Origin of the sequence: Solibacillus sp. FSL K6-1554 (genome assembly GCF_038005185.1) — a bacterium.
Classification (GTDB): domain Bacteria; phylum Bacillota; class Bacilli; order Bacillales_A; family Planococcaceae; genus Solibacillus; species Solibacillus silvestris.
In genome coordinates, this window is record NZ_JBBOSS010000001.1 from 510,675 (window position 1) to 536,961 (window position 26,287).

At 41.9% G+C, this 26,287-nt stretch carries 26 protein-coding genes, 1 riboswitch and 1 other annotated feature; of the genes, 16 read left to right on the forward strand and 10 right to left on the reverse strand.

Features of this window, described 5'->3' with window-relative positions:
- Positions 1–25: 25 nt before the first annotated feature.
- A complete protein-coding gene (locus MHB58_RS02575; RefSeq protein ID WP_339263683.1) occupies positions 26–886 on the reverse strand; it encodes an EAL domain-containing protein in 861 nt (286 codons plus the stop codon).
- A 269-nt stretch (positions 887–1,155) separates the two neighbouring features.
- Between MHB58_RS02575 and MHB58_RS02580 the strand changes: the two genes are divergently transcribed.
- The 4 genes from MHB58_RS02580 (at position 1,156) to MHB58_RS02595 (ending at position 4,266) form a co-directional block, all read left to right on the forward strand.
- A complete protein-coding gene (locus MHB58_RS02580; protein WP_340734612.1) occupies positions 1,156–1,770 on the forward strand; it encodes a hypothetical protein in 615 nt (204 codons plus the stop codon).
- Positions 1,771–1,896: 126 nt separating this feature from the next.
- Positions 1,897–2,382, forward strand: coding sequence for a Cys-tRNA(Pro) deacylase (gene ybaK / locus MHB58_RS02585; protein WP_340734613.1), 486 nt, complete (start codon positions 1,897–1,899; stop codon positions 2,380–2,382).
- A 17-nt stretch (positions 2,383–2,399) separates the two neighbouring features.
- A complete protein-coding gene (locus MHB58_RS02590) occupies positions 2,400–3,017 on the forward strand; it encodes a YczE/YyaS/YitT family protein (RefSeq protein ID WP_014824785.1) in 618 nt (205 codons plus the stop codon).
- A gap of 58 nt (positions 3,018–3,075) precedes the next feature.
- Positions 3,076–4,266 carry a glycine C-acetyltransferase gene (locus MHB58_RS02595; protein WP_008404622.1) on the forward strand — a complete coding sequence of 397 codons (1,191 nt, stop codon included), beginning with the start codon at positions 3,076–3,078 and terminating at the stop codon, positions 4,264–4,266.
- Between the two features lie 221 nt (positions 4,267–4,487).
- On the opposite strand, the gene MHB58_RS02600 is transcribed toward MHB58_RS02595, so the two are convergent.
- Positions 4,488–5,672 carry a pyridoxal phosphate-dependent aminotransferase gene (locus MHB58_RS02600; RefSeq protein ID WP_445683144.1) on the reverse strand — a complete coding sequence of 395 codons (1,185 nt, stop codon included), beginning with the start codon at positions 5,670–5,672 and terminating at the stop codon, positions 4,488–4,490.
- Between the two features lie 151 nt (positions 5,673–5,823).
- Here MHB58_RS02600 and MHB58_RS02605 point away from each other — a divergent pair, with 151 nt between their 5' ends.
- The 11 genes from MHB58_RS02605 to MHB58_RS02655 all read left to right on the forward strand — a co-directional run bounded on the left by MHB58_RS02605 (position 5,824) and on the right by MHB58_RS02655 (position 18,125).
- On the forward strand, positions 5,824–6,615 hold the full coding sequence (locus MHB58_RS02605) for a carbon-nitrogen family hydrolase (protein ID WP_340734614.1): 792 nt from the start codon (positions 5,824–5,826) through the stop codon (positions 6,613–6,615).
- A gap of 174 nt (positions 6,616–6,789) precedes the next feature.
- Positions 6,790–8,043 (forward strand): Y-family DNA polymerase, encoded by a 1,254-nt coding sequence (locus tag MHB58_RS02610; RefSeq protein WP_014824781.1) that lies wholly within the window; start codon positions 6,790–6,792, stop codon positions 8,041–8,043.
- A gap of 12 nt (positions 8,044–8,055) precedes the next feature.
- Entirely contained in the window at positions 8,056–8,376 is a 321-nt protein-coding gene (locus tag MHB58_RS02615) for a YolD-like family protein (RefSeq protein WP_014824780.1), read from the forward strand.
- Between the two features lie 600 nt (positions 8,377–8,976).
- A complete protein-coding gene (locus tag MHB58_RS02620; protein WP_014824779.1) occupies positions 8,977–9,927 on the forward strand; it encodes an L-threonine 3-dehydrogenase in 951 nt (316 codons plus the stop codon).
- A 269-nt stretch (positions 9,928–10,196) separates the two neighbouring features.
- Entirely contained in the window at positions 10,197–11,810 is a 1,614-nt protein-coding gene (locus tag MHB58_RS02625) for a long-chain fatty acid--CoA ligase (RefSeq protein WP_340734615.1), read from the forward strand.
- 112 nt (positions 11,811–11,922) lie between these two features.
- Complete coding sequence (locus tag MHB58_RS02630) at positions 11,923–12,609, forward strand: response regulator transcription factor (RefSeq protein WP_340734616.1); 687 nt, start codon at positions 11,923–11,925, stop codon at positions 12,607–12,609.
- Positions 12,602–13,846, forward strand: a complete 1,245-nt coding sequence (locus tag MHB58_RS02635) for a sensor histidine kinase (RefSeq protein ID WP_340734617.1) — start codon at positions 12,602–12,604, stop codon at positions 13,844–13,846. The genes MHB58_RS02630 and MHB58_RS02635 overlap by 8 nt, the downstream gene beginning before the upstream one ends.
- Positions 13,847–14,008: 162 nt before the next feature.
- A complete protein-coding gene (locus MHB58_RS02640) occupies positions 14,009–15,814 on the forward strand; it encodes a CotH kinase family protein (protein WP_340734618.1) in 1,806 nt (601 codons plus the stop codon).
- Between the two features lie 2 nt (positions 15,815–15,816).
- Complete coding sequence (locus tag MHB58_RS02645) at positions 15,817–16,521, forward strand: polyphosphate polymerase domain-containing protein (RefSeq protein WP_340734619.1); 705 nt, start codon at positions 15,817–15,819, stop codon at positions 16,519–16,521.
- 18 nt (positions 16,522–16,539) lie between these two features.
- On the forward strand, positions 16,540–17,244 hold the full coding sequence (locus MHB58_RS02650) for a DUF4956 domain-containing protein (protein WP_065216647.1): 705 nt from the start codon (positions 16,540–16,542) through the stop codon (positions 17,242–17,244).
- 17 nt (positions 17,245–17,261) lie between these two features.
- Complete coding sequence (locus tag MHB58_RS02655; RefSeq protein ID WP_014824772.1) at positions 17,262–18,125, forward strand: peptidylprolyl isomerase; 864 nt, start codon at positions 17,262–17,264, stop codon at positions 18,123–18,125.
- A gap of 29 nt (positions 18,126–18,154) precedes the next feature.
- Here the strand turns inward: MHB58_RS02655 and MHB58_RS02660 are convergent, their stop codons facing one another.
- The 8 genes from MHB58_RS02660 to MHB58_RS02695 form a co-directional block, all read right to left on the reverse strand.
- Entirely contained in the window at positions 18,155–18,385 is a 231-nt protein-coding gene (locus MHB58_RS02660) for a sulfate permease (RefSeq protein WP_340734620.1), read from the reverse strand.
- A 148-nt stretch (positions 18,386–18,533) separates the two neighbouring features.
- Positions 18,534–19,313 carry a tryptophan synthase subunit alpha gene (trpA, locus tag MHB58_RS02665; RefSeq protein ID WP_014824770.1) on the reverse strand — a complete coding sequence of 260 codons (780 nt, stop codon included), beginning with the start codon at positions 19,311–19,313 and terminating at the stop codon, positions 18,534–18,536.
- Positions 19,310–20,497 carry a tryptophan synthase subunit beta gene (gene trpB / locus MHB58_RS02670; protein WP_008404594.1) on the reverse strand — a complete coding sequence of 396 codons (1,188 nt, stop codon included), beginning with the start codon at positions 20,495–20,497 and terminating at the stop codon, positions 19,310–19,312. The genes trpA and trpB overlap by 4 nt, the downstream gene beginning before the upstream one ends.
- A complete protein-coding gene (locus MHB58_RS02675; RefSeq protein WP_340734621.1) occupies positions 20,494–21,111 on the reverse strand; it encodes a phosphoribosylanthranilate isomerase in 618 nt (205 codons plus the stop codon). The genes trpB and MHB58_RS02675 overlap by 4 nt, the downstream gene beginning before the upstream one ends.
- Positions 21,108–21,902: an indole-3-glycerol phosphate synthase TrpC gene (trpC, locus tag MHB58_RS02680; protein WP_065216642.1), complete on the reverse strand. Its 795-nt coding sequence runs from the start codon at positions 21,900–21,902 to the stop codon at positions 21,108–21,110. Before trpC ends, MHB58_RS02675 begins: the two co-directional genes overlap by 4 nt.
- Positions 21,899–22,936, reverse strand: coding sequence for an anthranilate phosphoribosyltransferase (trpD, locus tag MHB58_RS02685; protein ID WP_014824766.1), 1,038 nt, complete (start codon positions 22,934–22,936; stop codon positions 21,899–21,901). The genes trpC and trpD overlap by 4 nt, the downstream gene beginning before the upstream one ends.
- A gap of 5 nt (positions 22,937–22,941) precedes the next feature.
- Positions 22,942–23,925, reverse strand: coding sequence for a metal ABC transporter ATP-binding protein (locus MHB58_RS02690; RefSeq protein ID WP_014824765.1), 984 nt, complete (start codon positions 23,923–23,925; stop codon positions 22,942–22,944).
- 116 nt (positions 23,926–24,041) lie between these two features.
- Positions 24,042–24,256, reverse strand: a binding site (T-box leader).
- A gap of 178 nt (positions 24,257–24,434) precedes the next feature.
- A complete protein-coding gene (locus MHB58_RS02695) occupies positions 24,435–24,920 on the reverse strand; it encodes a QueT transporter family protein (protein ID WP_008404583.1) in 486 nt (161 codons plus the stop codon).
- A gap of 6 nt (positions 24,921–24,926) precedes the next feature.
- Positions 24,927–24,971, reverse strand: a riboswitch (PreQ1 riboswitch).
- 289 nt (positions 24,972–25,260) lie between these two features.
- Between MHB58_RS02695 and MHB58_RS02700 the strand changes: the two genes are divergently transcribed.
- A complete protein-coding gene (locus MHB58_RS02700) occupies positions 25,261–26,277 on the forward strand; it encodes an ABC transporter substrate-binding protein (RefSeq protein WP_014824764.1) in 1,017 nt (338 codons plus the stop codon).
- The last annotated feature ends 10 nt before the right edge of the window (positions 26,278–26,287 follow it).

The following is a 26,287-nucleotide window of genomic DNA, read 5'->3' on the forward strand; positions in this document are numbered from 1 at the left end:
GTCGCCTATTTTATATTGCCGAACTTCATTCATAGCAAGGGTTTTTTCCTTCAATTAAATCTTGATGAGGGCGTCCGATTGCATAGCCCTGAGCATAATGAACGCCAACTGATTGGATAAATTCATATTCCGATTTTGTTTCAATCCCTTCAGCAATTACCTTTGTCCCCGATTCAATCGCATAATTTAAAATGACCGTTAAAAGCTGCTGCTGTGCTTTATGCTGATCGATATTTTGAATTAGTGAGCGATCCAGTTTAATGAATTCCGGCTTTAAGTAAATTAATGTTTTTAAACTATTGTAGCCGGAACCGACATCATCCACCGCAATGCGATAGCCTTGTGACCGGTAGTGGGAAAGGACCCGTGCAAACTCTTCGAAGTCCCCGACAGCACTGCGCTCCGTCAATTCGAAAACGACCTGCTCAGGGGAAATATTCAATTTTTCCAGCAAAGCTCTCGTTTCACCGCTATGATAATTTTTATCGAGCAAAACATTCGGGTGTATGTTGATAAACAACGTGAAATCCTTCTTCCTATTGTAATTGAGCCATTTTTTATGATAGCGCACGAGCGAAAGATTACGGCAAAAACACTCAAACAGAAATACTTTATCCGTTTGTCCAACAAATTCATAGAAAATATCGGCCGACTGAAAAAGCTTCAGTGCCATCGGACGATTCAATGCTTCAAAACCAAATGTCGTGTTGCTTTTCACATCATAAATAGGCTGGAAATATGTATTCATCGCTTCTTGCGCAATGATATTTTTCAATGCTATTGACTGGGATAGATGGCGGATCATTTTATTCTTTAACAGAAACCGCTGCATCATTTCCTTGAAGTCGACCGGATAGTTCGGTTTTGAATTTACTAAAGTTTTCATGGAATGCTCCTACCTGAAGTTATTTATGATTCTTAATTGTAAACAGCAATTGTTTTGGCATTATAAAGGCGGTGTAAAGATTGGTTTTTATAGGTAATGGGTACTTGAAATTAATGAAAAAATAGTCCATTTTATAGGTGAATAATGCAGAACAGGTTGGTAGGAAAGTTCTGAATATGAACAATTGTTGAATATCTTCTATATAAAAGCGGTATATGTTGATATATTAATTAAAAATTAATGCAACTTTTACAAATGGGGTGAAGAAGATGAAGATTTCTAGCTTGGCACGAGGCTTTAGTTCAGAGTTAGATGAAAGAAGACGTTTCCAGCTTCGCAAAGAGGCAGGCGAAGTATATAAAAAGCATGCACAATATACGGATCCAAGTAAAAACCCGCTACTGAGGGTGCTTGAAAACCTTCTTTCCGGTAAAACAGATAAAGATTTGCTGAAAAGCGACAATGCCGATCAGGCAGAAAACCTTGCATTGCCAACTGACATCACGTATTCACAAACACCAACACTGGATAATGCATATCTAGCATCTGCTGTCCCTTCATCTCAAGATTTACTTACAGCAGCAAATGTTTCAACCTCCATTCCGCAAACGCCGGCAAACATTCAAAAAGAACTTACAGAGCAAGAACAAGATGAGGAAGCAATTCCGTTGTCGAACGAAAATCTTTCTTTTACGATACCGGAAAAGTTCCAACAAAATTTTGCACGTAATCCAGATGAGAAAACGGTCTTTGGTCAAGAGTTGGAAAAGCGGTTATTTCAGCGTTCCTTCAACATAGCTGCACAAAAATACAGCGCTCATATTGCAATGGTGAATAACGGTTACCGTTTGACAGAGGAATCGGTTTTTTCCCAAATTGCATGAAAATAAGCCCGCTCATATGGAGTGGGTTTTTTATATTTAAGTAAATTACAAAATTGCATTAAGCAGCACTTAGCAAATCATTCAGTGGTATAATATTTCCAAAGTTTAGAATTTGGAGTGGTCTTTTTGGCGAAGAAGCAGGCAAAGACGAATGCAGTTCGTTTAATTGAGCAAAAAAAAATCGCACATGAAATTTTTGAGTATACAATCAATGACGGGGAAGCGGTGGATGGATTGACTGTTGCCGGGAAAATTGGCCAGCCTGTCGAACATGTTTATAAAACATTGGTCGCCACTGCAGGAAAGGGCAATTATTTTGTTTTCGTTATCCCGGTCGATGCGGAACTGAATTTAAAGGCTGCCGCAAAAGTGGTAGGGCAAAAGAAAATTGAGATGCTGCCCGTAAAAGAGCTACTCGGTTTGACCGGTTATATTCGGGGAGGCTGCTCGCCGATCGGGATGAAAAAGCTGTTTCCAACAATTATTGAGGAAGCGGCGACTGCACTTGACTATATAATTGTCAGTTCCGGAAAAATCGGGATGCAGATTAAGCTTGCACCGGAAGATTTACAACAGGCAACGAACGGGCAATTTGCATCGATTGTTTCTTGATAGAAAGAAGGATTGTTGTGTCGAAAAAATTTAAGTGGCAATGGGGAAGTTTCTTTGTAGGAATGATGATCATGGCGCTTGGTATCACGATGACGATTAAAGGGAATGTTGTCGGGACCGCACCATGGGATGTATTCCATATTGGTCTTTACAAGCAAATTGGGTTGACGATCGGTTCCTGGTCCATTTTAACGGGTCTGACGATTATTATCGGGACATCGATTTATTTAAAGCGCATTCCGAAGCTTGCGACGTTTTTAAATATGCTGTTCATTGGTTCATTTATCGATTTGTTCAATTGGCTCTTGCCAGAGACAGGTATTTTTGTACTGGAACTTACGTATTTTACAGCCGGCTTTTTTGTGATGAGCATTGGCTGCGCGCTGTATATCGCGGCAAGTCTTGGCGAAGGCCCGCGTGACACGATTATGATGATTATTGCGAGTAAAGGCTATTCTGTGAAAACAGGGCGGCTTGTTATGGAAGTATTTGCGACTGGCGCCGGCTGGCTGCTTGGTGGTCCTGTTGGTTTTGGGACGGTTATTTTAGCGCTCGGCACAGGTTATGTCATTCAGCCTTCACTGTTTTTCTTTAAAAGAAAACTTGAGGAAATAATCGGAGAGCCGCTTACATAAAAAATTCCCCCTCTGTGCTAAAATATAGTGGAAATAGATATCGAAAGGATGAACGCGCATGTCAAACGTATTAAATACCTTTTTAGATGAAAACTTACTGGCACTACAAGCACAAGGTTTATACAACGAAATCGATCCGGTAGAAGGAGCAAACGGCCCGATTATCAAAGTTGGAGGCAAACAGCTTGTAAACCTGTCTTCAAACAACTATTTAGGTTTGGCGACGAACGATGAGCTGAAGAAAATCGCTCAAGACACGATCGCTTCATACGGTGTCGGTGCTGGTGCTGTTCGTACAATTAACGGCACACTTGATCTACATGTAAAACTAGAAGAAACATTAGCAAAGTTTAAAGGTACAGAAGCAGCAATTAGCTATCAATCAGGCTTCAACTGTAATATGGCGGCAATTTCGGCTGTTATGGACAAAAATGATGCAATATTATCGGATGCATTAAACCATGCTTCAATTATCGACGGCTGCCGTTTATCAAAAGCAAAAATCATTCCGTTTGCGCATGCGGATATGGATGATTTACGCGCAAAAGCAAAAGACGCAACAGAATCAGGCCTTTACAATAAAGTAATGGTCATTACAGATGGCGTTTTCTCGATGGACGGCGATATTGCCAAGCTTCCGGAAATCGTGGAAATCGCAAAAGAATTTGATTTAATTACGTATGTAGACGATGCACACGGTTCAGGCGTTACAGGTAAAGGTGCCGGAACAGTGAAGCATTTCGGTCTGCAACATGATATCGACTTCCAAATCGGTACATTGTCAAAAGCAATCGGTGTTGTCGGCGGCTATGTGGCAGGGAAGAAAAATCTGATCGACTGGCTAAAAGTTCGATCCCGTCCGTTTTTATTCTCAACAGCATTACCACCAGGGGATGTTGCGGCTATTACACGTGCTGTAGAGATGATTATGGAATCAACTGAGCTGCATGACAAGCTTTGGGAAAACGGTCAGTATTTAAAAGACGGCCTAGCAAAACTTGGCTTTAATATCGGGGATTCGGAAACACCGATTACACCATGTATTATCGGCGAAGAAAAGCTGACACAACAATTCTCGAAACGTTTACTTGAAGAAGGTGTGTACGCAAAAGCAATCGTGTTCCCGACAGTACCAAAAGGAACAGGCCGCGTGCGCAATATGCCAACAGCGGCACATACGAAAGAAATGCTCGATGAAGCACTAGCGATTTATGAAAAAGTAGGCCGCGAGTTAGAAGTAATTAAATAAACGATGTAAAGCTCAGCGCTGTTTTTATGGTGCTGAGTTTTTTGTGATTTGAGGATTAAAAATGGAATTGAGGATTATAAAATAGAGACTGAGGATTATGTGAGAGCAAGTGAGGATTATTAAGTGATGGTTGAGGATTACTGAGTCAAAACTGAGGATTAAAACAAAAATGCGGCGAATAAAACACCGCATTTCTGATAGCAGAACCATACAATGAAAAGTTATTTCAAAACCGTCTCCTCAAACAGACCAAGCTTTGCGACACGCTGCATTGCTTCGCGCAAACGTTCTTCACCGACGAGCAGTCCGACACGAATATAGCCTTCGCCGTATTCACCAAAACCATTACCGGCTGCAACGGCAATATCCGCTCTTTCCAGCAAATAGTCGGCAAATAGCTCGCTTGTATATGGTGCAGGTACAGGGAGCCATGCGAAAAACGAGCCTTTCGGAGCTGTGATTTCCCAGCCGATTTTATGAGCCTCTTCAACGAGTACATTGCGGCGACGCTCATATAATGCACGAAGTTCCTGTACACAAGCTTGCTCCTCGTTCAGTGCAACGGCCGCTGCATGCTGAATAGCAGGGAACTGGCTGCAAAACAGATGGTCCTGAATAATATTGATCGCTTCAATCATTTTTGCATTGCCGACAGCAAAGCCGATGCGCCAGCCTGCCATATTGTACGATTTTGACAATGTATAAAGCTCAATACCGACTTCTTTTGCGCCTGGTGCTTGCAGGAAGCTTGGCGGACGCCCCCCATCAAAACCTATTGCCCCGTAAGCAAAGTCATGGGCAACCGCAATGTTATTTTCTTTAGCGAACTGTACGGTCTGTTCAAAAAAATCATGTGTTGCGATACCGCCAGTCGGATTGTTTGGATAGTTTAAATACATCAATTTTGCCCGTTGTTTAATGTCTGCGGACAATGCTTCGTAATCTGGCAAAAAGTGATTTTCCTCTTGAAGCGGCATCGTATCAAATTTTACATCTGCGAGTGCGACACCGGATAAGTAATCGGGATAACCCGGATCTGGAAGGAGCATATAGTCACCCGGATTCAGGAGCCCAAGCGGAAGTTCGACTAAACCGATTTTTGTTCCGCCAAGGACAGCCACTTCTGTAGCAGGATCAATATCGACATTATATTCACGTTTGTAAAAATCTGCAGCCGCTTGCTTGAGCTCTGCAATACCGCGGAATGGGGAATATTTATGTGTTTGTGGGTCGTTTGCCGCAATTTGCAGTGCTTCAACAATATGTGCCGGTGTCGGCTGGTCCGGATTTCCCTGACCTAAATTAATGACATCGCGCCCTTCAGCAAGAGCTTCATTTACTTTATTTACAAGTGCTGCGAAAAACTGTTGTGGTAATTGTTGCAGCTTTTTCGAGAATTCAATCATTTTTTATCACCTCTGAAAAATAGTAAGGTTAATGTTAGTCTAAAACTTCACTTAAGTAAAGTGAAGATTTTGACAACTTGAAGTGAGATGTTACAATGAGTACGAATAAGCGAAAATTGATTCGCACGGAATTTTTAAGGCGGTGGCAGTTATGAAAATTGGTTGTATTCAGTTGAATGTTGGTTTTGGCAAGGTAGATGAAAACTATGAACGCGCGGAGAAGTTTATTCGCGAAGCGGTAGCAGGCGGTGCTGAAATCGTCGTATTGCCGGAAATGTGGAATACGGGCTATGCGCTCGAAAAACTGGAAGAGCTGGCAGACGAAAATGGTAAACGTACAAAAGCATTTCTAAGCAGTCTTTCAAAAGAATTGGCGGTACATATTGTAGGCGGTTCGGTATCGGTGAAGCGTGATGATAAGTTTTACAATACGATGTATACGTACAATCGCGATGGTGAATTAGTCGGCGAGTACAGTAAAGTGCATTTATTCCGCTTAATGGATGAGCATTTATATTTGGAATCCGGCAGTAACATGAACCGTTTCGCATTAGGTGAGCTCGAAGCGGGCGGAGCGATTTGCTACGATATCCGCTTCCCGGAATGGCTGCGCTCTCATGCATTGGACGGTGCTAAGGTACTGTTCATACCAGCACAGTGGCCGACACCACGTATTGATCACTGGAAAATATTACTGCAGGCGCGTGCGATTGAAAATCAGTGCTTCGTCGTTGCGGTAAATCGTATTGCCCGTAAAGTGGAAAATTTTAATGGCCAGTCGATGATTATCGGACCATGGGGCGAGGTGCTTTGGACAGGCGCAGAAGATGAGGAGCTGGCGATTATTGACGTTGATTTTTCAACGGTCGATGAAGTGCGCAGCCGCATCCCTGTATACGAAGATCGCCGTCCAGGTCTTTATGAAAAAGTAATAAAAGAATAAGTTTTAGAAGCGTACTGGATAATGCCAGTGCGCTTTTTTACATTAAGCAGCAAAATAACTCTTTCATACCGAAAAAAATCCCTAACAACCAAAACAGCCACTACTTTCCACTTGCCATCTCACACGTCTCATTTTAATATAAGAACAAACGTTCGATATAAGGAGATGAGCTTTATGTATGAAAATGCGCCGGAACGTTCGATTATTTGTATTGATATGCGCAGTTTTTATGCAAGCTGTATTGCATCAGTTGAAAATTTAAATGTAATGGAAGTCCCGATTGCGATTGTCGGAAATTTTCAGCAAAAGGGAAGTGTTGTACTTGCAGCGTCCCCTCCGATGAAAAAGCGCTTTAATATTCGCACAGGTTCGCGATTATACGAAATCCCGCCACATCCGGATATTCGCCTTTTTGAGCCGCGGATGTCGTTATTTATTCGCATATCAATGGAAATTACACGTCTGTTCAATGAGTTCGTTCCAAAAGAGGCCATTCATGTATATAGCGTCGATGAGAGTTTTATCGATTTAACCGGAACAGAAAAGTTATGGGGACCGCCCGAAGAAACGGCAAAATATATTCAGCAGCTCGTTTACAACCAATTTGAAATTCCATGTGCAGTCGGTTTTGGCCCAAATATGCTGATGGCGAAACTGGCGCTCGACATCGAAGCAAAAAAGACGGGATTTGCAAAATGGACATATAATGATGTACCGGAAAAACTGTGGCCGATCATGCCGCTGTCTACAATGTGGGGCATCGGTAGCCGAACGGAAAGAACGCTGAACCATATGGGGATTTACTCTGTCTATGATTTGGCGCATGCCGATTTAGCGTTACTTGAAAAGCGCTTCGGTGTTCTCGGCAACCAGCTTTATTACCACGCATGGGGAATCGATCATTCGACAGTCGGAGCACCGATTATGCAAGGGCAGATCAGCTTTGGGAAAGGCCAAATGCTGATGCGCGATTATCGCAGCCGAAAAGAAATTTTAGTCGTATTGCTGGAAATGTGTGAAGACGTGGCAAGGCGGGCGCGGGAAGCGAAAAAAATTGGGCGGACGATTTCATTAGGGCTTAGCTACAGTAAAGATGCCTTCGGAGGCGGATTTCATCGTTCCCGCACAATTGATGAGCCGACAAACGATACAATGAAAATTTTCGAAGTATGCAAGCAGCTGCTCGACGAATTTTATGCAGAACGACCGGCACGCAAAGTTACGATTACATTAAGCAATATTGAAAGTGAATATTCGATGCAGCTCAGTCTGTTTGATGAGATGAGATGGCGCAACCGCAAGCTCGGAGAAACGATGGACCGTTTACGTACAAAATACGGCACAACAGCGATTTTGCGTGCTGTTTCCTATACGGAAGCCGGCACTGCACTCACACGCGCTAAACTAGTAGGCGGGCATAAACAATAAGGAGTGAAGGCGATGAACAAAGATAGAGGAACAATTAAATGGAGCGCAATGATGCTGCCGGAGCATGTCCAACTATTGCGTGAATGGCAGGAAGAGGACACAATTGTTACCCAACCCCAACTCGACGAAGCCCAGTTAGAACAAATTAACATCAATCTGCAGCGAGCCTACACAGAGCATTGCCCGATCCAACTAAAAGTATGGGAGCAAACAGGCCTTTATACAGTTTCCGGAGCAATTCAAAAAATCAACATCCACGAACAATACGTCAAGCTGGCAAACAGCGAAAGAATTCAATTCCGCCATATTTATGAAGCACTCTTGGATGAGTAGACTTTCTAATCGTCCAATAAAAAATAAGATGATAAAACCAGATATTAAGTAAGTTGATTGGAATGAGGGGAGGCGAGTGTTCGTGCTGACGGTTTCACCTTTCGCTACAAGCAAGCTTCCAGCGGGAACAGCAAAATTTATTTTGCGACGAAAGCGAAGCGTCAGGAGCACCGACGCCTGAGCAAAAGGAACAAAAGCTAAGAACGCCACGTCCTGTGGCAACGCTTTTGTGACCAACATCGTGTTGGCCTCGTGCCCGCGGAAAGCGTCCGACCTGGAATGGAAATCAACCCAATGTTAGAAAGGGAAATTAAATTTCTCTCGATTTTACAACCAGAGCCATTCGTATAAAAGTAATCTTTCTATTCGAATATTTCACACGTACAAATGTATTGCTGAAAAAGAATATTTTTTAAATATTGTTTTTTAGAAAAGAACACCATATAATGAATTTCATGAAAATGTTTGAACATCAAGTTTTACGGATGGTTCTATGTATTTTCCACAAGGACATTTGTTTTAATAGATGAGAAATAATAGACGGTATATTCAGCGGTAACAGGCTGAAAATTGTCTTTTAAAGGATAGGGAGGCTTCAGCGTGAAGAAAATTATGGTGACCGGTGCTTTAGGTCAAATTGGTTCGGAATTAGTAGAGAAATTACGCCATACGTATGGCACAGATAATGTATTGGCAACAGATATTCGAAAGATTGATCAGCATGAAGGTCCATTTGAAGTATTGGATGTAACAGATGGGAAACGCATGCACACACTTGCCCATGATTTTGGTGCAGACACGATGATACACATGGCTGCATTACTCTCGGCAACAGCAGAAAAAAATCCGGTTTTCGCCTGGAATTTAAATATGGGCGGTTTAATGAATGCACTTGAAGTGGCGCGTGAACTTGATATGCAGTTTTTTACGCCAAGCTCAATCGGCGCATTTGGTCCTTCTACGCCAAAGGACAATACACCACAAGATACACTGCAACGTCCAACAACGATGTACGGTGTCAATAAAGTAGCAGGCGAATTGTTATGCGACTACTACTACACACGCTTTGGGCTGGATACACGCGGTGTCCGTTTCCCGGGGCTGATTTCGTATGTGACGCCACCTGGTGGAGGAACGACGGACTATGCGGTAGATATTTATTATAAAGCAATCTTGGAAGGACGCTACACATCGTATATTGCGGAAGGTACGTATATGGATATGATGTATATGCCGGATGCACTGCAGGCTATTGTTGATTTAATGGAAGCGGACCCTGCAAAGCTTGTGCACCGCAATGCATTTAATATTTCGGCGATGAGCTTTGAGCCGTCACAAATCGCAGCCGAAATTAAAAAGCATATTCCAAGCTTTACAATGGATTATGATGTCGACCCGATCCGTCAGGCAATTGCGGACAGCTGGCCAAATGCAATCGACTCATCGGCAGCGATTGAAGAATGGGGCTTCAAGGCTAGCTACGATCTGGAAAAAATGACGGTCGATATGCTGGAAAAACTAAAAGTACGATTAGCACAAAACGCGATTTAACTTATAGAAGCGAGTGAAACTGTTGAAAAGCAGTTCACTCGCTTTTTTATATAGGTGCCTGTGGAAAGCCTCGATGTGGGAGACCCTAAAAGCAAAATTCTGTAATATTCGGTTCTCTAGTAAAATGAAATCGCTGCATTATTAACAAAATATTTTTATTTTTCAGTATATTATATTAAAATGATATTGTGGGAGAAATTAGGAGGCGTTTTATTGGTAATGGGGATTGCCGGTAAAGATAGTGCCTCATAAAAGGGGGAAATATATTGATGATGCAAACACCACTCGTTCTAACAGATATGGTCAAGCGTGCAGAAACGTATTATGCACACAAAGAAATTATTTCACGTACAAGTGAAAAGAAGGTTCATCGCCTTACATACGGGCAATGGGTAAAGCGTACAAGAAAGCTAGCGCATGCATTAACAAAGCTGGGCATGGAGCGCGGTGATAAAATTGCGTCATTTGCCTGGAACCAGCATCGCCATTTAGAAGCGTATTTTGCGGTTCCATGCGCAGGTGCAATTTTGCATATGGTCAATATTCGCCTGTCAACGGAACATATTGCGTATATTATTAATCATGCGGGAGATAAAATAATTTTAATAGATGAAGATTTAGTGCCGCTCATTGAGGAAGTACAATCGGAATTGAAAACAATCGAGCATTACATCATTATGACGGATGGGGAATTGCCGGAAACGACTTTGCCGAATGTACTGTCATATGAAGCATTGCTGGAAGAAGCAGATGAAAACTTTGCATTCCCGGAAGATTTGGATGAAAATGCGCCGGCAAGCATGTGCTATACAAGTGCAACAACAGGGAATCCAAAAGGGGTTGTGTATACACATCGTTCGCTCGTGCTGCATTCCATGTCGATTTCAATGGTGGATACGATGGCAATTTCAGAACGTGACACGATTTTACCGATTGTTCCAATGTTCCATGTCAACGCTTGGGGAATGCCGTTTGCAGCAGTGAATGTAGGGGCTACGCAAGTATTGATCGGTCCTCAATTTACCCCGCCCCTAATACTGGATTTCATTGAGCAGTACAATGTAACGAAAACGGCGGGTGTACCGACAATCTGGCTTGGCGCATTGCAGGAACAGGAAAAAAGAGCCCGTGATTTATCCACATTACAGGAAATTTTCTGTGGAGGATCGGCTTCACCAAAAGGCCTTATTAAAAAGTACGAAGAAATGGGCGTCAACTATATTGTGGTATACGGCATGACGGAAACTTCACCGATTGTTTCGATGTCACGTGATATGTCACATATGAATGACTGGTCATTGGATGAAAAAATTGAAACACGCGCAATGCAAGGCTTAACGGTTCCAGGAATTGAATCGAGCATCGTCAATGAAAACGGTGAAGTGCCGTGGAACGGAGAAACAATGGGCGAGCTGCGTCTGCGTGGTCCATGGATTGCGGCGGAATATTATAAAGATGAACGTACAGCGGAAGCCTTTTCTGATGGTTGGCTGTATACAGGGGATATCGCGGTTCGTTCAAAAGAGGGATTCATTAAAATAACAGACCGAACGAAAGATTTAATCAAATCCGGTGGTGAGTGGATCTCATCCGTTGATTTGGAAAATGCGCTTATGTCGCATGAAACGGTATTTGAAGCGGCAGTCATTGCTATTCCACACGCGAAATGGCAAGAGCGTCCGCTGGCATGTGTTGTCTTGAAAGAGGGGGCCTATGCAACAAAAGAGGAACTTATAGCATTTTTGGGAGGCCAATTTGCAAAGTGGTGGCTGCCGGATGATATCGTCTTCCTAACGGAAATTCCGAAAACTTCTGTCGGGAAGTTCTTAAAGGCGAAGTTACGTGAAAATGTGAATGAAATTTATCCACAGCTTCAACTGTAATTTGAAATGATGGGAACGCTCTGAATTACCGGGCGTTCCTTTTTTATATTTTTACTAGAATAAAAAGGGAAGGTGTGCAAAAATAATGGCAAGTTGATTTCAATTAAAGAAGGTGCGGAAATTGCGAATTTTAGTAGCGGACGATGATCATACATTGTGTGATAACATCGCGAAAATATTGAAGCTCGATTTTTATGCGGTTGATTCCGTGTTTGATGGAGCAGAAGCGAAGGATTTAATTGAGTACTATCAATACGATCTGCTCGTGCTCGACTGGATGATGCCGGAAGCTTTAGGGATTGAAGTTTGCCGGTATGCACGGAGCAAAGGATTTGATGGTGGAATTTTAATGCTGACGGCAAAAGATGCAACGGAGGACATTATCGAAGGATTGGATAATGGCGCGGATGACTATATGGTGAAGCCATTTAAAATGGAGGAGCTTCGCGCAAGAGTCCGGGCACTGTTGCGTCGGAAAAACAAAATGGTGGAAGAGGAAGTCAGCGTAGGTTCGCTGAAGCTTAATAAAAACAAGCGGACCGTTTTTATTGAGAATTTCGAAGTAAGCCTGACGAAAAATGAATTTCTGCTGCTCGAATATTTAATTGAAAACAGAGGACAAGTACTGACACATGAACAGATGCTCGACTATATTTGGGACATTGACGATAATGCCAACACAAATACGCTGGCAGCACTCATCCGTCTAGTGCGCAAGAAAATCGATATGGAAGATGAGCCGTCCTATATTCAAAGTATTCGCGGACTTGGCTATAAATTGAGGGACAGCGATGTTTAGAAAAATAAAAATGCGCCTCACATGGATGAATGCCATCAGCTATTTTGTTTTTCTCGTGCTGTTTTTAATTGTTTTCTATATATCTTTTGCGCAAATTTTGAACAAAGTGCAGGAAAATATGGTTGAAAGTTATGCGGCTAACAATATTGATAAGTTTTTCAATATTTATAACGGACCACCGAAGCCTCCTCAGCGTTTTGAACTTGAAGTCGATCAAGTGAGCTTCTTTTATGTTATTAACCGTGATCTGGAGATTCTGTACGGAGAAGAGTTGCATGCCGGATTCAATGAAGTATTGCAGGGGAATTTAACGCCGGTAGAGACGAAACAGTTTAAACGATATGACTACGAAGGCGAAACATTGCTCGTCATGACACAGGCTGTGCGCATGAAAGGGGAGACATTAGGCTATATCGCAGTTGGCCAAGATGTCACGACATATGAAGAACTGTTACAAAACGTGCTTATTTTACTTATCATGCTTCTGACTGTTTCAAGTATCGGCATCGGGATATTAAGTTATTTCCTAGTGAAAAAATCGATGGCACCAATTCAAACATCGTATGAGCAACAGCGCCAATTCGTAGCAAATGCTTCCCACGAGCTCCGGACACCGCTTGCCGTACTGTACAGCTCGCTGGAATTATTCGAAGCGCAGATGAAGCAAAAGGAAACCGATTATCCAACAGATACGATGGATGATATGAAAAATGAAGCGAATTATATGAATGACATGCTTTCAAGTTTGCTTACGTTAACACGTTCGGATCAAAATCAAATTCAGCTGACAATCAATGAAGTGGATTTATCGAAAGTACTCATTCAGCGAACACGCCGCTTTGCCAAAACTGTGCAACATCTATCATTTCAGCTCGATATTGAAGAGGATTTGACGATTGAAGCGGATAAAATATTGGTAGAAGAACTGCTTTATATTTTATTGAAAAATGCAGTGATCTATACGACGGAAGGTACGGTTCATGTTCGCGCATATAAGGAAACAAGCTTCGTGAAAATCGAAGTGGCAGATACCGGTATCGGCATTGCGGCGGAAGATTTGCCTCATATTTTCGAAAGGTTTTACCGGGCAGATAAAATACGCAATAAATCAGGAACGGGGCTCGGACTTGCCATCGCAAAAGTCATTACTGATTTGCATGGCGGGCAAATTACAGTAAAAAGCGAGCTAGGCGAAGGGACAGCGTTTACTGTTGAATTGCCGATTGTTCAAAAATAGGCGAGGAGTCTTATTAAAAAGTCTTCCGCAACAAAAACAAAATACATGAATCAAAAAACTCAACTTTTCTCTTCTGGAGGAAAATTGAGTTTTTTATTTATCCGGACGATTTTTTCATTTTCATTTCATTTTTCCTCTGTATTGTAACGTTTGTAAGGAGGAATGACTTTGAAAGTGCGTACAAGATGGCTAGTTGTGCCGATTGTTTTAACGGTTGCCGTCGTGATAGCTGCAGTCTATGGGCTTAATTATTTTAATGTAGAAAAACCGACAGCAGGCTATGACTATAAAGAGCAGTTATTTAAAGAAGATGAACTCGGCGTCGTAGAAATAACAGTGAGTGACAGCAACTGGAATAAAATTTTGGATAATCCAACTGCCGAGGAATATGTGGAAGCAAAAGTAACGATTAACGGTGAAGCATATGACAATGTAGGTGTTCGTGCAAAAGGGAACTCCTCATTATCAAGTGTGGCGAACAGCGATTCAGAGCGTTACAGTCTAAAAGTGGATTTTGCTCAATATGATACGAACCAGACGTTTTACGGTTTGGAGAAAATCAATTTAAACAATAACTTTTCAGATACAACACAAATGAAGGAATTTGTCTCATACGAACTGATGGAACAGGTGGGAATCGTGACACCAGCACACTCTTATGTAAAAGTGCTTGTGAATGGTGAATATTACGGACTGATGCTTGCCGTTGAAGAAATTGGAGAAGCCTTTGCGAAAACAAATTTCGGATCGACAGAAGGGTTTATTTTTAAACCAGAAGGCGATGGCAGTGATTTAGCCTATAAATCGGATGATACAGATGATTACGCCGGAATTTTTGATGAAGTAAAAATGAACAAAAAAACGGCTGAAAAAAATTCAAATGTTGTCAACATGCTGAAAGAAATTAGCGAGGGTGACACCTCTTCGGTAAATATTGACGAGGCAGCACGCTATTTCGCATTAAATACGGCACTTGTCAGCATGGACAGTTATCAAGGCGCATTCAAGCATAACTACTATTTATATGAAGATGAAAATGGACAATTCTCGGTTATTCCATGGGATTATAACATGTCATTCGGTGGATTTGGCGGTGGAGGCGGTCGTCCGGACGGGAAAGTCAATGCCGATGCCGGGCAAAATAACGAAGCACAAACAGAAGAACCCACAAACAATCCGCCACAGATAAACGGTGATATGGGTGGCGGCGGTATGATGCTTAACGAAACGATCATAACTGACTCCAATATTAATTTCAGTATTACGGAGCCTGTATCGGGAACAACCGTTGATGCACGTCCATTATTGGAAATTATTTTAGAGAACGAAGAAGCGCGGGCGTTATATGACGGTTATTTAGAAAAAATAGCGGCTGAAATTTTAACAGAACAAAATGTACTTGAGATTACAACTAAATTACAAGATTTGCTGCAGGAAGCAGTAGAAGAGGATCCATCCAAATTTGCAACGACAGAGCAATTCCTGGCAGGAGTGAGCGGTGAACAAAGCTTGCCGGAATTTGCAAAACAGCGCAGCGAATCGATTTTAAAGCAGCTTGCCGGTGAAATTGAAGGTGTATCAGGTGCAGGATCAGGATTTGGCGGGGCCCCGGGCAGTGAAATGAATGGTGAAATGTCTGAAATGAACGGCCAAGCCCTACCGGATTTCGGGAACAACGGGCAAGGGAATGCCAATCAAGGGAGCGGTAATCGTCCACAAAGAAATGGACAGCTACCCGCGAACGGTGAAAACGGAGCACAGGGCGGACCACCGGAAATGAACGGAGAATTATCCAATTTCGAGAACATGCCCCAAATGAATGGTATGCCAGGGCAGCAACGTACAAACGACACGGCAACAGGGAGTTCAAAACAAACGATCATCATATTGGCAGCTTCCTTTGCAGCAGTCATTATCGCAATCGGTGCTGTTGTAATCCTAAGCAGAAGAAAATATAAAAAGGGGTGAGCATGGTGCGAAAAAAAACATCCTATAATCCAAATGGCCGCAGTGAAATGAAATTTGGGATTACGTATATTGACTATCAAATTTTAAAAATGAAGCTGCGTCATATGATGAAGCTCGATCCGCATGCAAATGCAAACGGCCGTTATCTCATCCGTTCCTGTTATTTCGACAACTTCGACAATAAGGTAATGAACGAAAAGAAGGAAGGCTTTTTAAACCGGGATAAATACCGGGTGCGAATATACAACAAAAGCGATGCGGTTATTCATCTTGAGCGCAAATCGAAGCGCAATAACCAGACATACAAATCTAAATGTCCACTGACAAAAAAAGAATTTGAGCAATTGCGTGTAAATGATTTCGAATGGATGAAAGGTGATGAGCGTTCATTAATCCGAGATTTGTACAAAGACATCAGACTTTATCACCTGAAACCAACGACCGTTGTCGACTATGAACGTGAAGCCTACTTGTATGAGCATGGCAATGTGCGTATAACATTCGATAGCAAGGTACAGACAAGCTTGCGCAATATCGATATGTTCGACAAAAACTTACCAATGGTCGATGTACTTGATCAAAATGAAGTCATTTTGGAAGTAAAGTATGACGAATACTTGCCGTCAATTATTAAAATGTTACTGCAAGGCATTCATACGCGCCATGAAGCGTACTCAAAATATCAGTTAAGCCGCATGTTCGGCTAAATATAGGAGGAATTTTAAGTGTTTACATTATTAGCAGCAACGAATATCACCAATTTTGATGATATTTTTAAATCGAGTTTCTTAGAAAAGACGTCCAGCTTTTCTTTAATCGATGCATTAATTGGACTGGCAAGTGCCTTTTTATTAGGTGTGTTTATTTACTTCATTTATAAGAAAACATTTAACGGCGTTGTGTACTCTCATTCGTTCAATATTTCGTTGATGATTATGGCTATGGCAACAGCGCTTGTCATTATGGGGATCAGTCAAAACGTTTTATTATCACTTGGTATGGTCGGTGCATTATCAATCGTTCGTTTTCGTACACCGATTAAAGACCCGATGGATTTAATATTCCTGTTTTGGTCAGTAGTAGTCGGAATTTTATGTGGTGCAGGATTTATTCCTTTAGCGGTAATCGGTTCCGTCATTATTGGAGTAGTCATCATTGTTTTCCAAAATAAAATTGTGATCGAAAATCCGTACTTAGTTGTAGTACGTTTTGAGCATGAAGAAACGAATGCAGTAATTGAAAGATTATTGAAAGAAGCTTCAAAACGTTATTTACTAAAATCAAAATCGGTAATGAATGATGAACAAATGGAAGTCACATATGAAGTACGCTTAAAAGGGAACGATGCTGCTTTCGTATCAACATTATCAAAAGTAGAAGGTGTGTCATCAGCGGTAATGTTAAGCTATGACGGCAACTTCACAGCCTAAAAACAAGGAGTGTACTAATGAAAAAAACTTTAATCGGTATCACAATGACGGCTTCATTTTTAATGGCGGCATGTGGTAATACAGATAACGAGATTGTCGCAACAACGGCTTACGGGGATATTACAAAATCCGGATTTTATGAGCAAATGAAAGAAATAGCCGGAACAACTCTTTTGGAACAAGTCGTAATTGATAAAATTTTAACGGATCAGTATGAAGTGTCGGACAAAGAAATAGAGGAACAGCTCGAAACGTATATAGAAATGTACGGAGAAAGCTTTGAATCGGCTTTGGCGACGAATGGCTATACAGAAGAAACATTCAAGGACACAATACGCTTCCAATTGCTCCAGCAAAAAGCGATGGAAGATGTTGAAGTAACAGAGGAAGAAATCGAGACCTATTATGATCAAGGAAAATATGAGCTTCATACACGCCACATATTAGTCGAGACGGAAGAAGAGGCACAGCAATTGTATGAGCAGATTTCGGAAGGGAGCGATTTTGAAACGATTGCTAAAGAAAGCTCACAAGATAGCGAAACAGCTGAAAACGGCGGCAATCTAGGTTGGCTGTCAATTTCCGATATGGAGACAACATTTGCAGATGCGGCATATGCGTTAGAAACTGGAGAAGTATCAGAGCCGGTGGAAAGTACTTTAGGCTTTGAAATTATTCAGCTAGTAGATAAACGTGAAGTGAAAGACTATGCTTTACTGGAAGAGCAAAAAGAAGAAATCAAAAAGACATTGAGAGAGCGAATTGTTGCGAATACTGAGTGGGAAACAGTAGAGGCACGTTTATTGAAAGAAGCGAATGTTACAATTAAAGATGCTGATTTTAAAGGTGCATTTAGCGAAACATTAAATGAAGAAGAGTAAATGAAAAATAAAAACGGGAACGCATCGTTTTACCGAGCGCTCCCGTTTTTCGTCGTCCCGCCTACGAAAAAGCGTTTCATAAGGGAGAGTCCTAAATTGAATAGGAAAATAATGAGTGCAACACGAAAGAAAGCAACGAAATATTGCCAAGCAGTTGTACTTTCAATAAAAAGGTTCGGCATATTAGCGACTAATGCGTAAATAAAATAACCCGCCAGTCCAATAAAAAACAAACCGGCAAAAAAGTCCTTTACATTCATTTTGAACCTCCACTAAATAGGATTTAATCAAAGGATACCATATAAAGGAAATGTAATATATAGAAGAAAGCAGGATGCAAAAGAGCTGATTGGGTAGGAGAAAACCTCCTATTCACCAAGCCGTTGCATCCTTTATCATAAGCGGCAATTAAATTGCGGCCGTCTTCTTCGTCGCCTGTACAAGGGCTTCTATTGTTGCCCAGTCTTGCTCAACGAGTGCCGTAACAATTTTACTGCCGACAATTACGCCATCCGCAATGTCGCCGAAGCTTTTTACATGTTCCGTCGTAGAAATACCGAATCCTGCTAGAACCGGAATATTGCTCGCTGCTTTCAAGTTTGCAAAGTGCCCGGCAAGTTCCGCGGCAAAGCTTGCACGTTCACCGGTAATACCATTTACAGTAACGGCATAAACGAAGCCTTCACTTGCTGCGGCTAATTTCTTAATACGATCAGGTGGGCTCATCAATGATACGAGCTGGACAAGCGCAATGCCGTTTACCTTTAAAGCATCATGCAATAAAGCACTTTCTTCATAAGGCATATCCGGTACAATCAGCCCTTGAACACCACCGCGTTTTGCATCCTCGGCAAATGCTTCAATTCCATAAGCTAAAATCGGGTTTAAGTAAGTCATGACAACGAGGGGAATATGGATTTCCTGTGCAAAGCTTTGCAGTTCAGCTAGTACTTTTTTCAATGACACACCGTGGGCAAGTGCACGTTCACCGGCTTGTTCAATCGTTGGTCCATCTGCTACAGGATCGGTAAATGGAATGCCGACCTCAATTGCGGAAACCCCGATTTGCTGCAGCTTTAATATAGTAGGTTTTAACGTTTCAAGCCCGCCATCGCCTGCCATAATATAAGGAACAAATGCTTTATCCCCTGTTGCTAATACGTCTTCGAGCTGTTTTTGCAATGTCATTTCAAGCCACCTCCAAGTTTATCCATTAATGTATGAACATCTTTGTCTCCACGACCTGATAAGCAAACAACAACAATTTCATCAGCAGGACGGTTCTTGGCAAATTGACTTGCATAGTAAATGGCATGCGCGCTTTCCAATGCAGGCAAGATTCCTTCTGTTTCACATAACAGCTTCACACCTTCAAGTGCCTGTTCATCGGTAACAGAAGGGTAGGCAGCACGACCTGTTTCATGTAAATGACAGTGCTCAGGTCCAACTCCCGGATAATCAAGTCCTGCTGAAATTGAATGGGCTTCTTGAACAAAACCGTTATCATCCTGCAATAAGTACATGAACGCACCGTGAAGGACACCTGTTTTTCCAACATGAATTGCTGCCGCATGCTTGTCGGTATTAACACCGGAACCTGCAGCTTCCACGCCATATAATGCAACATCCTGATCTTCCACGAACGGGTAGAACATTCCGATTGCATTACTGCCGCCGCCAATACAAGCAATAACTGTATCCGGAAGACGTCCTTCCTGCTGTAAAATTTGGGCACGTGTTTCATCCCCAATAACACGCTGGAAATCACGGACAATTGTAGGGAAGGGGTGTGGCCCAAGTGCTGATCCTAAAATGTAATGCGTATCTTCTATATGAGTAACCCAGTGACGCAATGCTTCATTAACCGCATCTTTTAATGTTGCGGAACCTTTTTCTACTGCAACAACTTTTGTCCCGAGCAGCTCCATACGGAAAACGTTCAGTTGCTGACGGCGTACATCTTCTGCCCCCATATAAACGATACATTCCATATCAAGCAATGCACACGCAGTTGCTGTTGCGACACCATGCTGACCTGCCCCTGTTTCAGCGACAATCTTTTTCTTCCCCATACGCTTTGCTAAAAGTGCTTGGCCGATCGCATTATTTATTTTATGTGCGCCAGTATGATTTAAATCTTCACGCTTTAAATAGATTTTTGCACCGCCGACTTTTTTTGTTAAACGCTCCGCAAAATAAAGTGGAGTTTCCCGTCCGACATATTGCTTTAAATAATAGTCAAGTTCTTCCTGGAAAGAGGGGTCCTTTTTTGCTTCCTCATATGCAAGTTCCAATTCCTCAAGTGAAGTCATCAATGTCTCGGGTACAAATTGACCGCCGAATCGCCCGAAGCGTCCTTTTACTGTCGTCATAAAATCAACTCTCCTTTTGCTGTTTCAATAAAACTCGTAATCGCTGCTGAACTTTTTCGACCATCTACTTCTACACCACTTGAAACATCTACCGCAAATGGCTCGACAAGCATAATCGCCAGCCCAACATTTTCATTATTTAATCCGCCTGCCAAAATAACCTTTTCAAGCGGGATTTTCACTTTATCGAGGAGCATCCAGTCAAAGGATTTTCCGCTCCCTCCACGGAAGTCACTTCCAGGCGCATCAAACAAATAGTAGTCCACATCATATGTCGCCGCACGCATCACATCCTCTTCGCCATGAATCGAAAACGCTTTAATTGCCGGCAGTCCGATCTCCTGAATTTGTTCGGGCGTCTCATCCCCGTGATACTGGATATAATCGAGTCCGACTTCTTTTGCAATTTGACGAATAGTGGCTGATTCTTCATTGACAAAAACCCCGACTTTTTTAACTGTACTCGGAATTGCCTTTGCCAGTTCCACTGCTCCCTCTACTGTAATGCGTCGTTTACTGGGCGCAAACATAAATCCGATAAAATCAGCACCTGCTTGGACCGCTGTTTCCACATGTTCGATTTCTTTTAATCCGCAAATTTTTACTTTTGTCATCGATTTTCGCCAACCTTTGCTGTTATGTCGATTTGTAGGGCTTTAAGTGATTTTTTGACATTTCCGCTCCGCATTAATGCCTCGCCGACTAATATTCCTTTTGCGCCAGCATTCGCCACAAACTGTGCATCTTCCGGACCTAAAATGCCGCTTTCACTAATAAAGGCAATCGGTGATGGGGGAAGAAGCTGCGCAATTTCAAGTGTTGCTGAAAGTGAAACATCGAATGTTTTCAAATTCCGGTTATTTACCCCGATGATGTTTGCCCCAATGGCAAGGGCACGCTTTAATTCCTCGGCATCATGTACTTCAACGAGCACTTCAAGCTGTTTTTCTGTCGCATAGGCGTGGAGGGATTTCAGCTGAACGTCTGTTAATGCTGCGACAATCAACAGTACAACCGATGCGCCGGCTGCCTTTGCATAGTCGATCTGCACTTCATGGATGATGAAGTCTTTACATAAAACAGGGATGTTTACGGCATTTGCAACTGCATTTAAATCCGCATAGCTACCTTTAAAAAATGCGCGCTCTGTCAATACGGAAATACAGGCAGCACCTGCTTCTTCATATTGTAAAGCTTGCTCAACAGGGTCGACTTCTGTCGCAATATCACCTTTGGAAGGGGAGGCACGCTTCATTTCCGAAATGACTTGCAATGAATTGGCTGACATCAATGTTTCATATAAAGAAGGTCGGGCCTTATCAATTGATAAAAACATAGGCTTTGTCGAAAGCAATTGTGGCAACTCAGTCTTTTTTTGGTCAATAATACGGTCTAAAATCGTCATTTTACGGGTTCCTCCTGCATCTGTTTTTGGCTATAAGCAACGATATTTTCTAACTTTTCATAAGCGCGTCCGGACAAAATGCTGTCCTTCGCCATTTCGATTCCTTCCTTCATCGTACCGGCAAGCCCATATGCAAAGAAGCCAATGCCGGCATTTAAGAGAACTGTATCGAAATACACGCTTTGTTTTCCTTTTAATAAATCACGCATAATATCCGCATTTTCTGCAGGAGTGCCGCCGCGTATTGCAGAAAGTGGCTGTGCGGCTAAGCCGACATCTTCAGCGCGCAGTTTAAATGGAATCATATCCCCGCGGTCTAACAGCACAAAAGTGTTTTCACCATCCAGTGATGCTTCATCCATTCCTTGTGCACCAGATACGACGATTGCACGCTCACGTCCAAGCATATGGAGCACTTCCGCATAATCCATCGTGAAGTTCGGTCGGTTAATGCCGACAAACTGTGTTTTTAATGGAACAGGGTTTGTCAGGGGGCCGACTAAATTGAAAATCGTCGGCTTGCCGATTGCCTGTCGCACTTCACCGATCCGTTTTAATTTTGGATGCATATTCGGTGCATGTAAAAAGGCGATACCATGTTGTTTGAGTAATTCGGATGTTTGCTCGATATTCGGCAGTAGCGTAATGCCAAGTGCCTCTAACACATCCGAACTTCCTGAAGCACTTGATACTTTTCGGTTGCCGTGCTTCGCTACCGAAATGCCTCCTCCTGCCAATACAAAAGCGGAAGTCGTACTAATATTGAAGCTTTGAAGTCCGTCGCCACCTGTGCCACAATTATCGATATAAATGCCTTCCGGTACGTCGACGGCAACGGCATGTGATTTCATTACAGAAGCTAAACCTGCAACTTCGTGTGCCGTTTCTCCTTTTGCACTCATGGCTGTTAAAAAGGAGGCGATCTGTTCTTTCGGTGTTTGCTCATTAAAAATAAGCTGTGCCGCCTGCTGCATTTCCTCAAAAACTAAGTGCTCTTTTCGCTCAATCTGTTCAATGTATGGAAGTAAAGACATGTTCATCATCCTTTCAGTAAAGAGTGGAATGGCACTTCTTCATCTGCTTTCGAATGAAGCTGAGCGACATTTCCTTGAATTATTATCGTCTGTTCAGGTGTTGTGAAATCGACTTGCCCATTAAAGCCGATATAGCCGATCAAGCCTTGTGCTGGTAATAGCCCTTTCACGACATCGATTGCATGAAGGGTAGGGCTTAACGTACCTGTTGTAACATTGGCAAGTTGTTGCACTGAATTTTCCGTACTATAGCGTTCAATTGACGGTGCATCATTCGTAACGGAAATATTTCCGTCCCTTACTTGCATGTAGTTTGATTGTGACGTACCGATTACTGTGCAATCATCAAATTCGACATAGTACATATATGGTGCAGCGTGCTCAATGCGCATTTTTCGATAAAGAGAAAGGGCGTCACCTGTAAATTGTGCGCGATAACGTTCATTTTCATCTTTTTCGACATGTTGCAATGTGTAGGCTGACTGTTCAGGTGTTGGTGTTGTAAACAGCTGTTCAATCAACTGATCAATGTTTGGCTCTACTTGCTCTGCTTCAATATTTGTATGGAAAACAGCGATTTCATCTGTTAAATGATCAAAAATAACGAGTGTATCGTAAACGTGAAACTGCAGTTCAGGCAATGGCTTTTGCAATGCATGAATATAGCCAATCCCGCCACCAGTAAACGGATATTCCGTATGTGACGAAATGCGCGGCATCGCTTGTTTTAAGAGTTGGATCAGTTCACCTTCATATGTGTAGGCTTTTTTTGAATGATGCGTATGATCTAAGAGGTGATCATCTGTCCCGATATATGTTTTGCGGGGATTGACCCCGATGAACGAATAGCGTCCATTGCCATCATATTTAGAGGAACTTTCCAATAAAAACTTCCGTTCACCTTGCAATCGCTGGAAAATAGAAATCGGTGTCAGTAAATCCCCATTTACTTTTTTCATTGATGTACGAAAATGTTGCTGAACTACCATTTGAAACACTCCTTTTTTGAAATAAACTACGCCTTTACGATTCGGATTATTTAGCAATCTTGTAATTAAAGTTTGCTGAATAAAAAAAATCGCCCTCAGCAAAAGAATTAACTTTTGCTGAGGACGATCTGCACCGCGTTGCCACCTCGTTTGAAGCATGCCAAAAAAGCCATGCCTCCACTTAAACCTGATAACGGCAGGGTACCGTCCACCGACTAGCGCCAGCAGCTTTCATAAGGCCCATTCACATTTACCTTTTGGCGTATTTTCACCATCCATACGCTCTCTGGACAAAACAATAAATGCTACTCTTCTTATTCAACAATTTACTCAACTAAGCTCAACTAAACGAAAACGGTGGTCGCGCTCCCGCAACCTGCTACCGTAAATAACAATTTAATATGCTTTATTCTAACACTCAAAAATGAAATGTCAAACAATTCTAAAATGTTTTCGCTAAATAAAAAAACCAGCTGGCGTTCAAAAACCAGCTGGTGAAACAATCGATACTAAATTAATTTTTTGAAATTCAATCGTTTATTTAAAGTGTACATAATCGGTGCTCCAACCGCCAATACAACAAATTCGCCAAATGCTACAAACAGCCAAGTTTCCCAGAACGGGAAGCCGAGAACAATATTCAGCTGTGCTGCAATGATAAACATTGTAAACGTAAATAGCGTTGTATTAATGATCAGACGAGCCCAAATATTTTTCACAAACTTACAAATGAATATGAAAATTCCCAGTGTAATAATCGTATGTCCCACACCGAATATTAAGTCAATTGGACCGATTGAAGACAGCAGGAAATTGGAAATAAATACACCTAAAACAACACCTAACATATAGCGCGGGTTAAAAGCGACTAAATGGTTAAAAATTTCGGCAATACGGAACTGTACTTGCCCAAAGCTAATAGGTGCAACAAGCATTGTGACAGCAATATACAATGCTGCAATAATGGCACTCGCTGCAATAAACTTTACTTTCATATGAAATTCCTCCTAGTTTTTTAACGTGGGATGGTTACGAACCACGCAAAGCAACTGCAATCATAGCAATATTGAAAATAAAAGTAAAGATTTATAGGTCTTTTTTTTCAATAATTGTTCGAAAAATTTACAAAGAGTAAAAAGTTCAACAAACCCCGCCGCATAGCGGTTTGAAGTGCAGTAAGTAAAATTTAAAATAAGGCGCATTACCTAGAATAAATTCAGAAGATTCTAAATGTTATTGACTATCTAAATATGACGCGGTAATATTATTTCAACACACTTCATCCAAATGAAGTTCGGCGCTTTAAACCGATAAAGTAAACTAGGGGGAAATAAGATGAGAAAAAACTTAATGAAGCTGTCCTTTTTATTATTCGGGCTTCTTTTATTATTAGCTGCTTGTGGCGCGGAAGAGAGCGAGACATCTTCGAATGAGACAACAAATGGCGAGGCTGTAGATACAGCTAATGCAGATAGTGAAAAAACATTTAAAATCGGGACAACACAAATTGTTGAGCATCCATCATTAGATGCAGCAAAAGAAGGATTTAAAAAAGCAATTGAAGATGCAGGTATTAAAGCAGAATATGTAGATAAATCAGCAAACAACGATAACAGTGCGAACATGACAATCGCCCAGCAGTTAGTCGGGGATAATGTAGATCTGATTTTCGCGAACTCAACACCTTCAGCACAGGCGGCAAAAAGCGCAACATCTGATATTCCGGTTATCTTCACATCGGTAACGGATGCAGTAGGTGCAGAATTGATCGAGTCAATGGCCACACCTGGTGCTAACGTAACAGGTACGATTGATTTACATCCGGAAACAATGCCGAAAACAGTTGCTTTCCTAAAAGAATTAGGGGCAAAAAATGTAGGGATGGTATTTAACGCTGGTGAGCAAAACTCAGTTGCACAAATTGCGGCAGTAAAAGAAATTGCAGCAAAAGAAGGCGTAACGATTGTGGAAGCAGCGGTATCTGCTTCATCTGAAGTACGCCAGGCAGCAGAATCATTAGTAGGAAAAGTAGATGCGTTTTATATTATTACAGATAATACTGTTGTATCGGCACTTGAATCTGTAATCGAAGTAGCAGATGCAAACAAATTACCGCTAGTTGTTGGTGAGCTTGATTCAGTAGAGCGAGGCGGTTTAGCAGCATACGGTTTCGAATACTACGATATCGGCTATGAAGCAGGGCAAATGGCAGCACAAATTTTATTAGAAGGCAAATCACCTTCAGAAGTTCCAGCTGCATACCCGGCAAACTTAAAATTGGTAATCAATAAAGCAACAGCAGAAAACTTAGGCTTGGAAATTAAGCCTGAATGGGAAGCCGAAGTACAATAATTCACTTTAT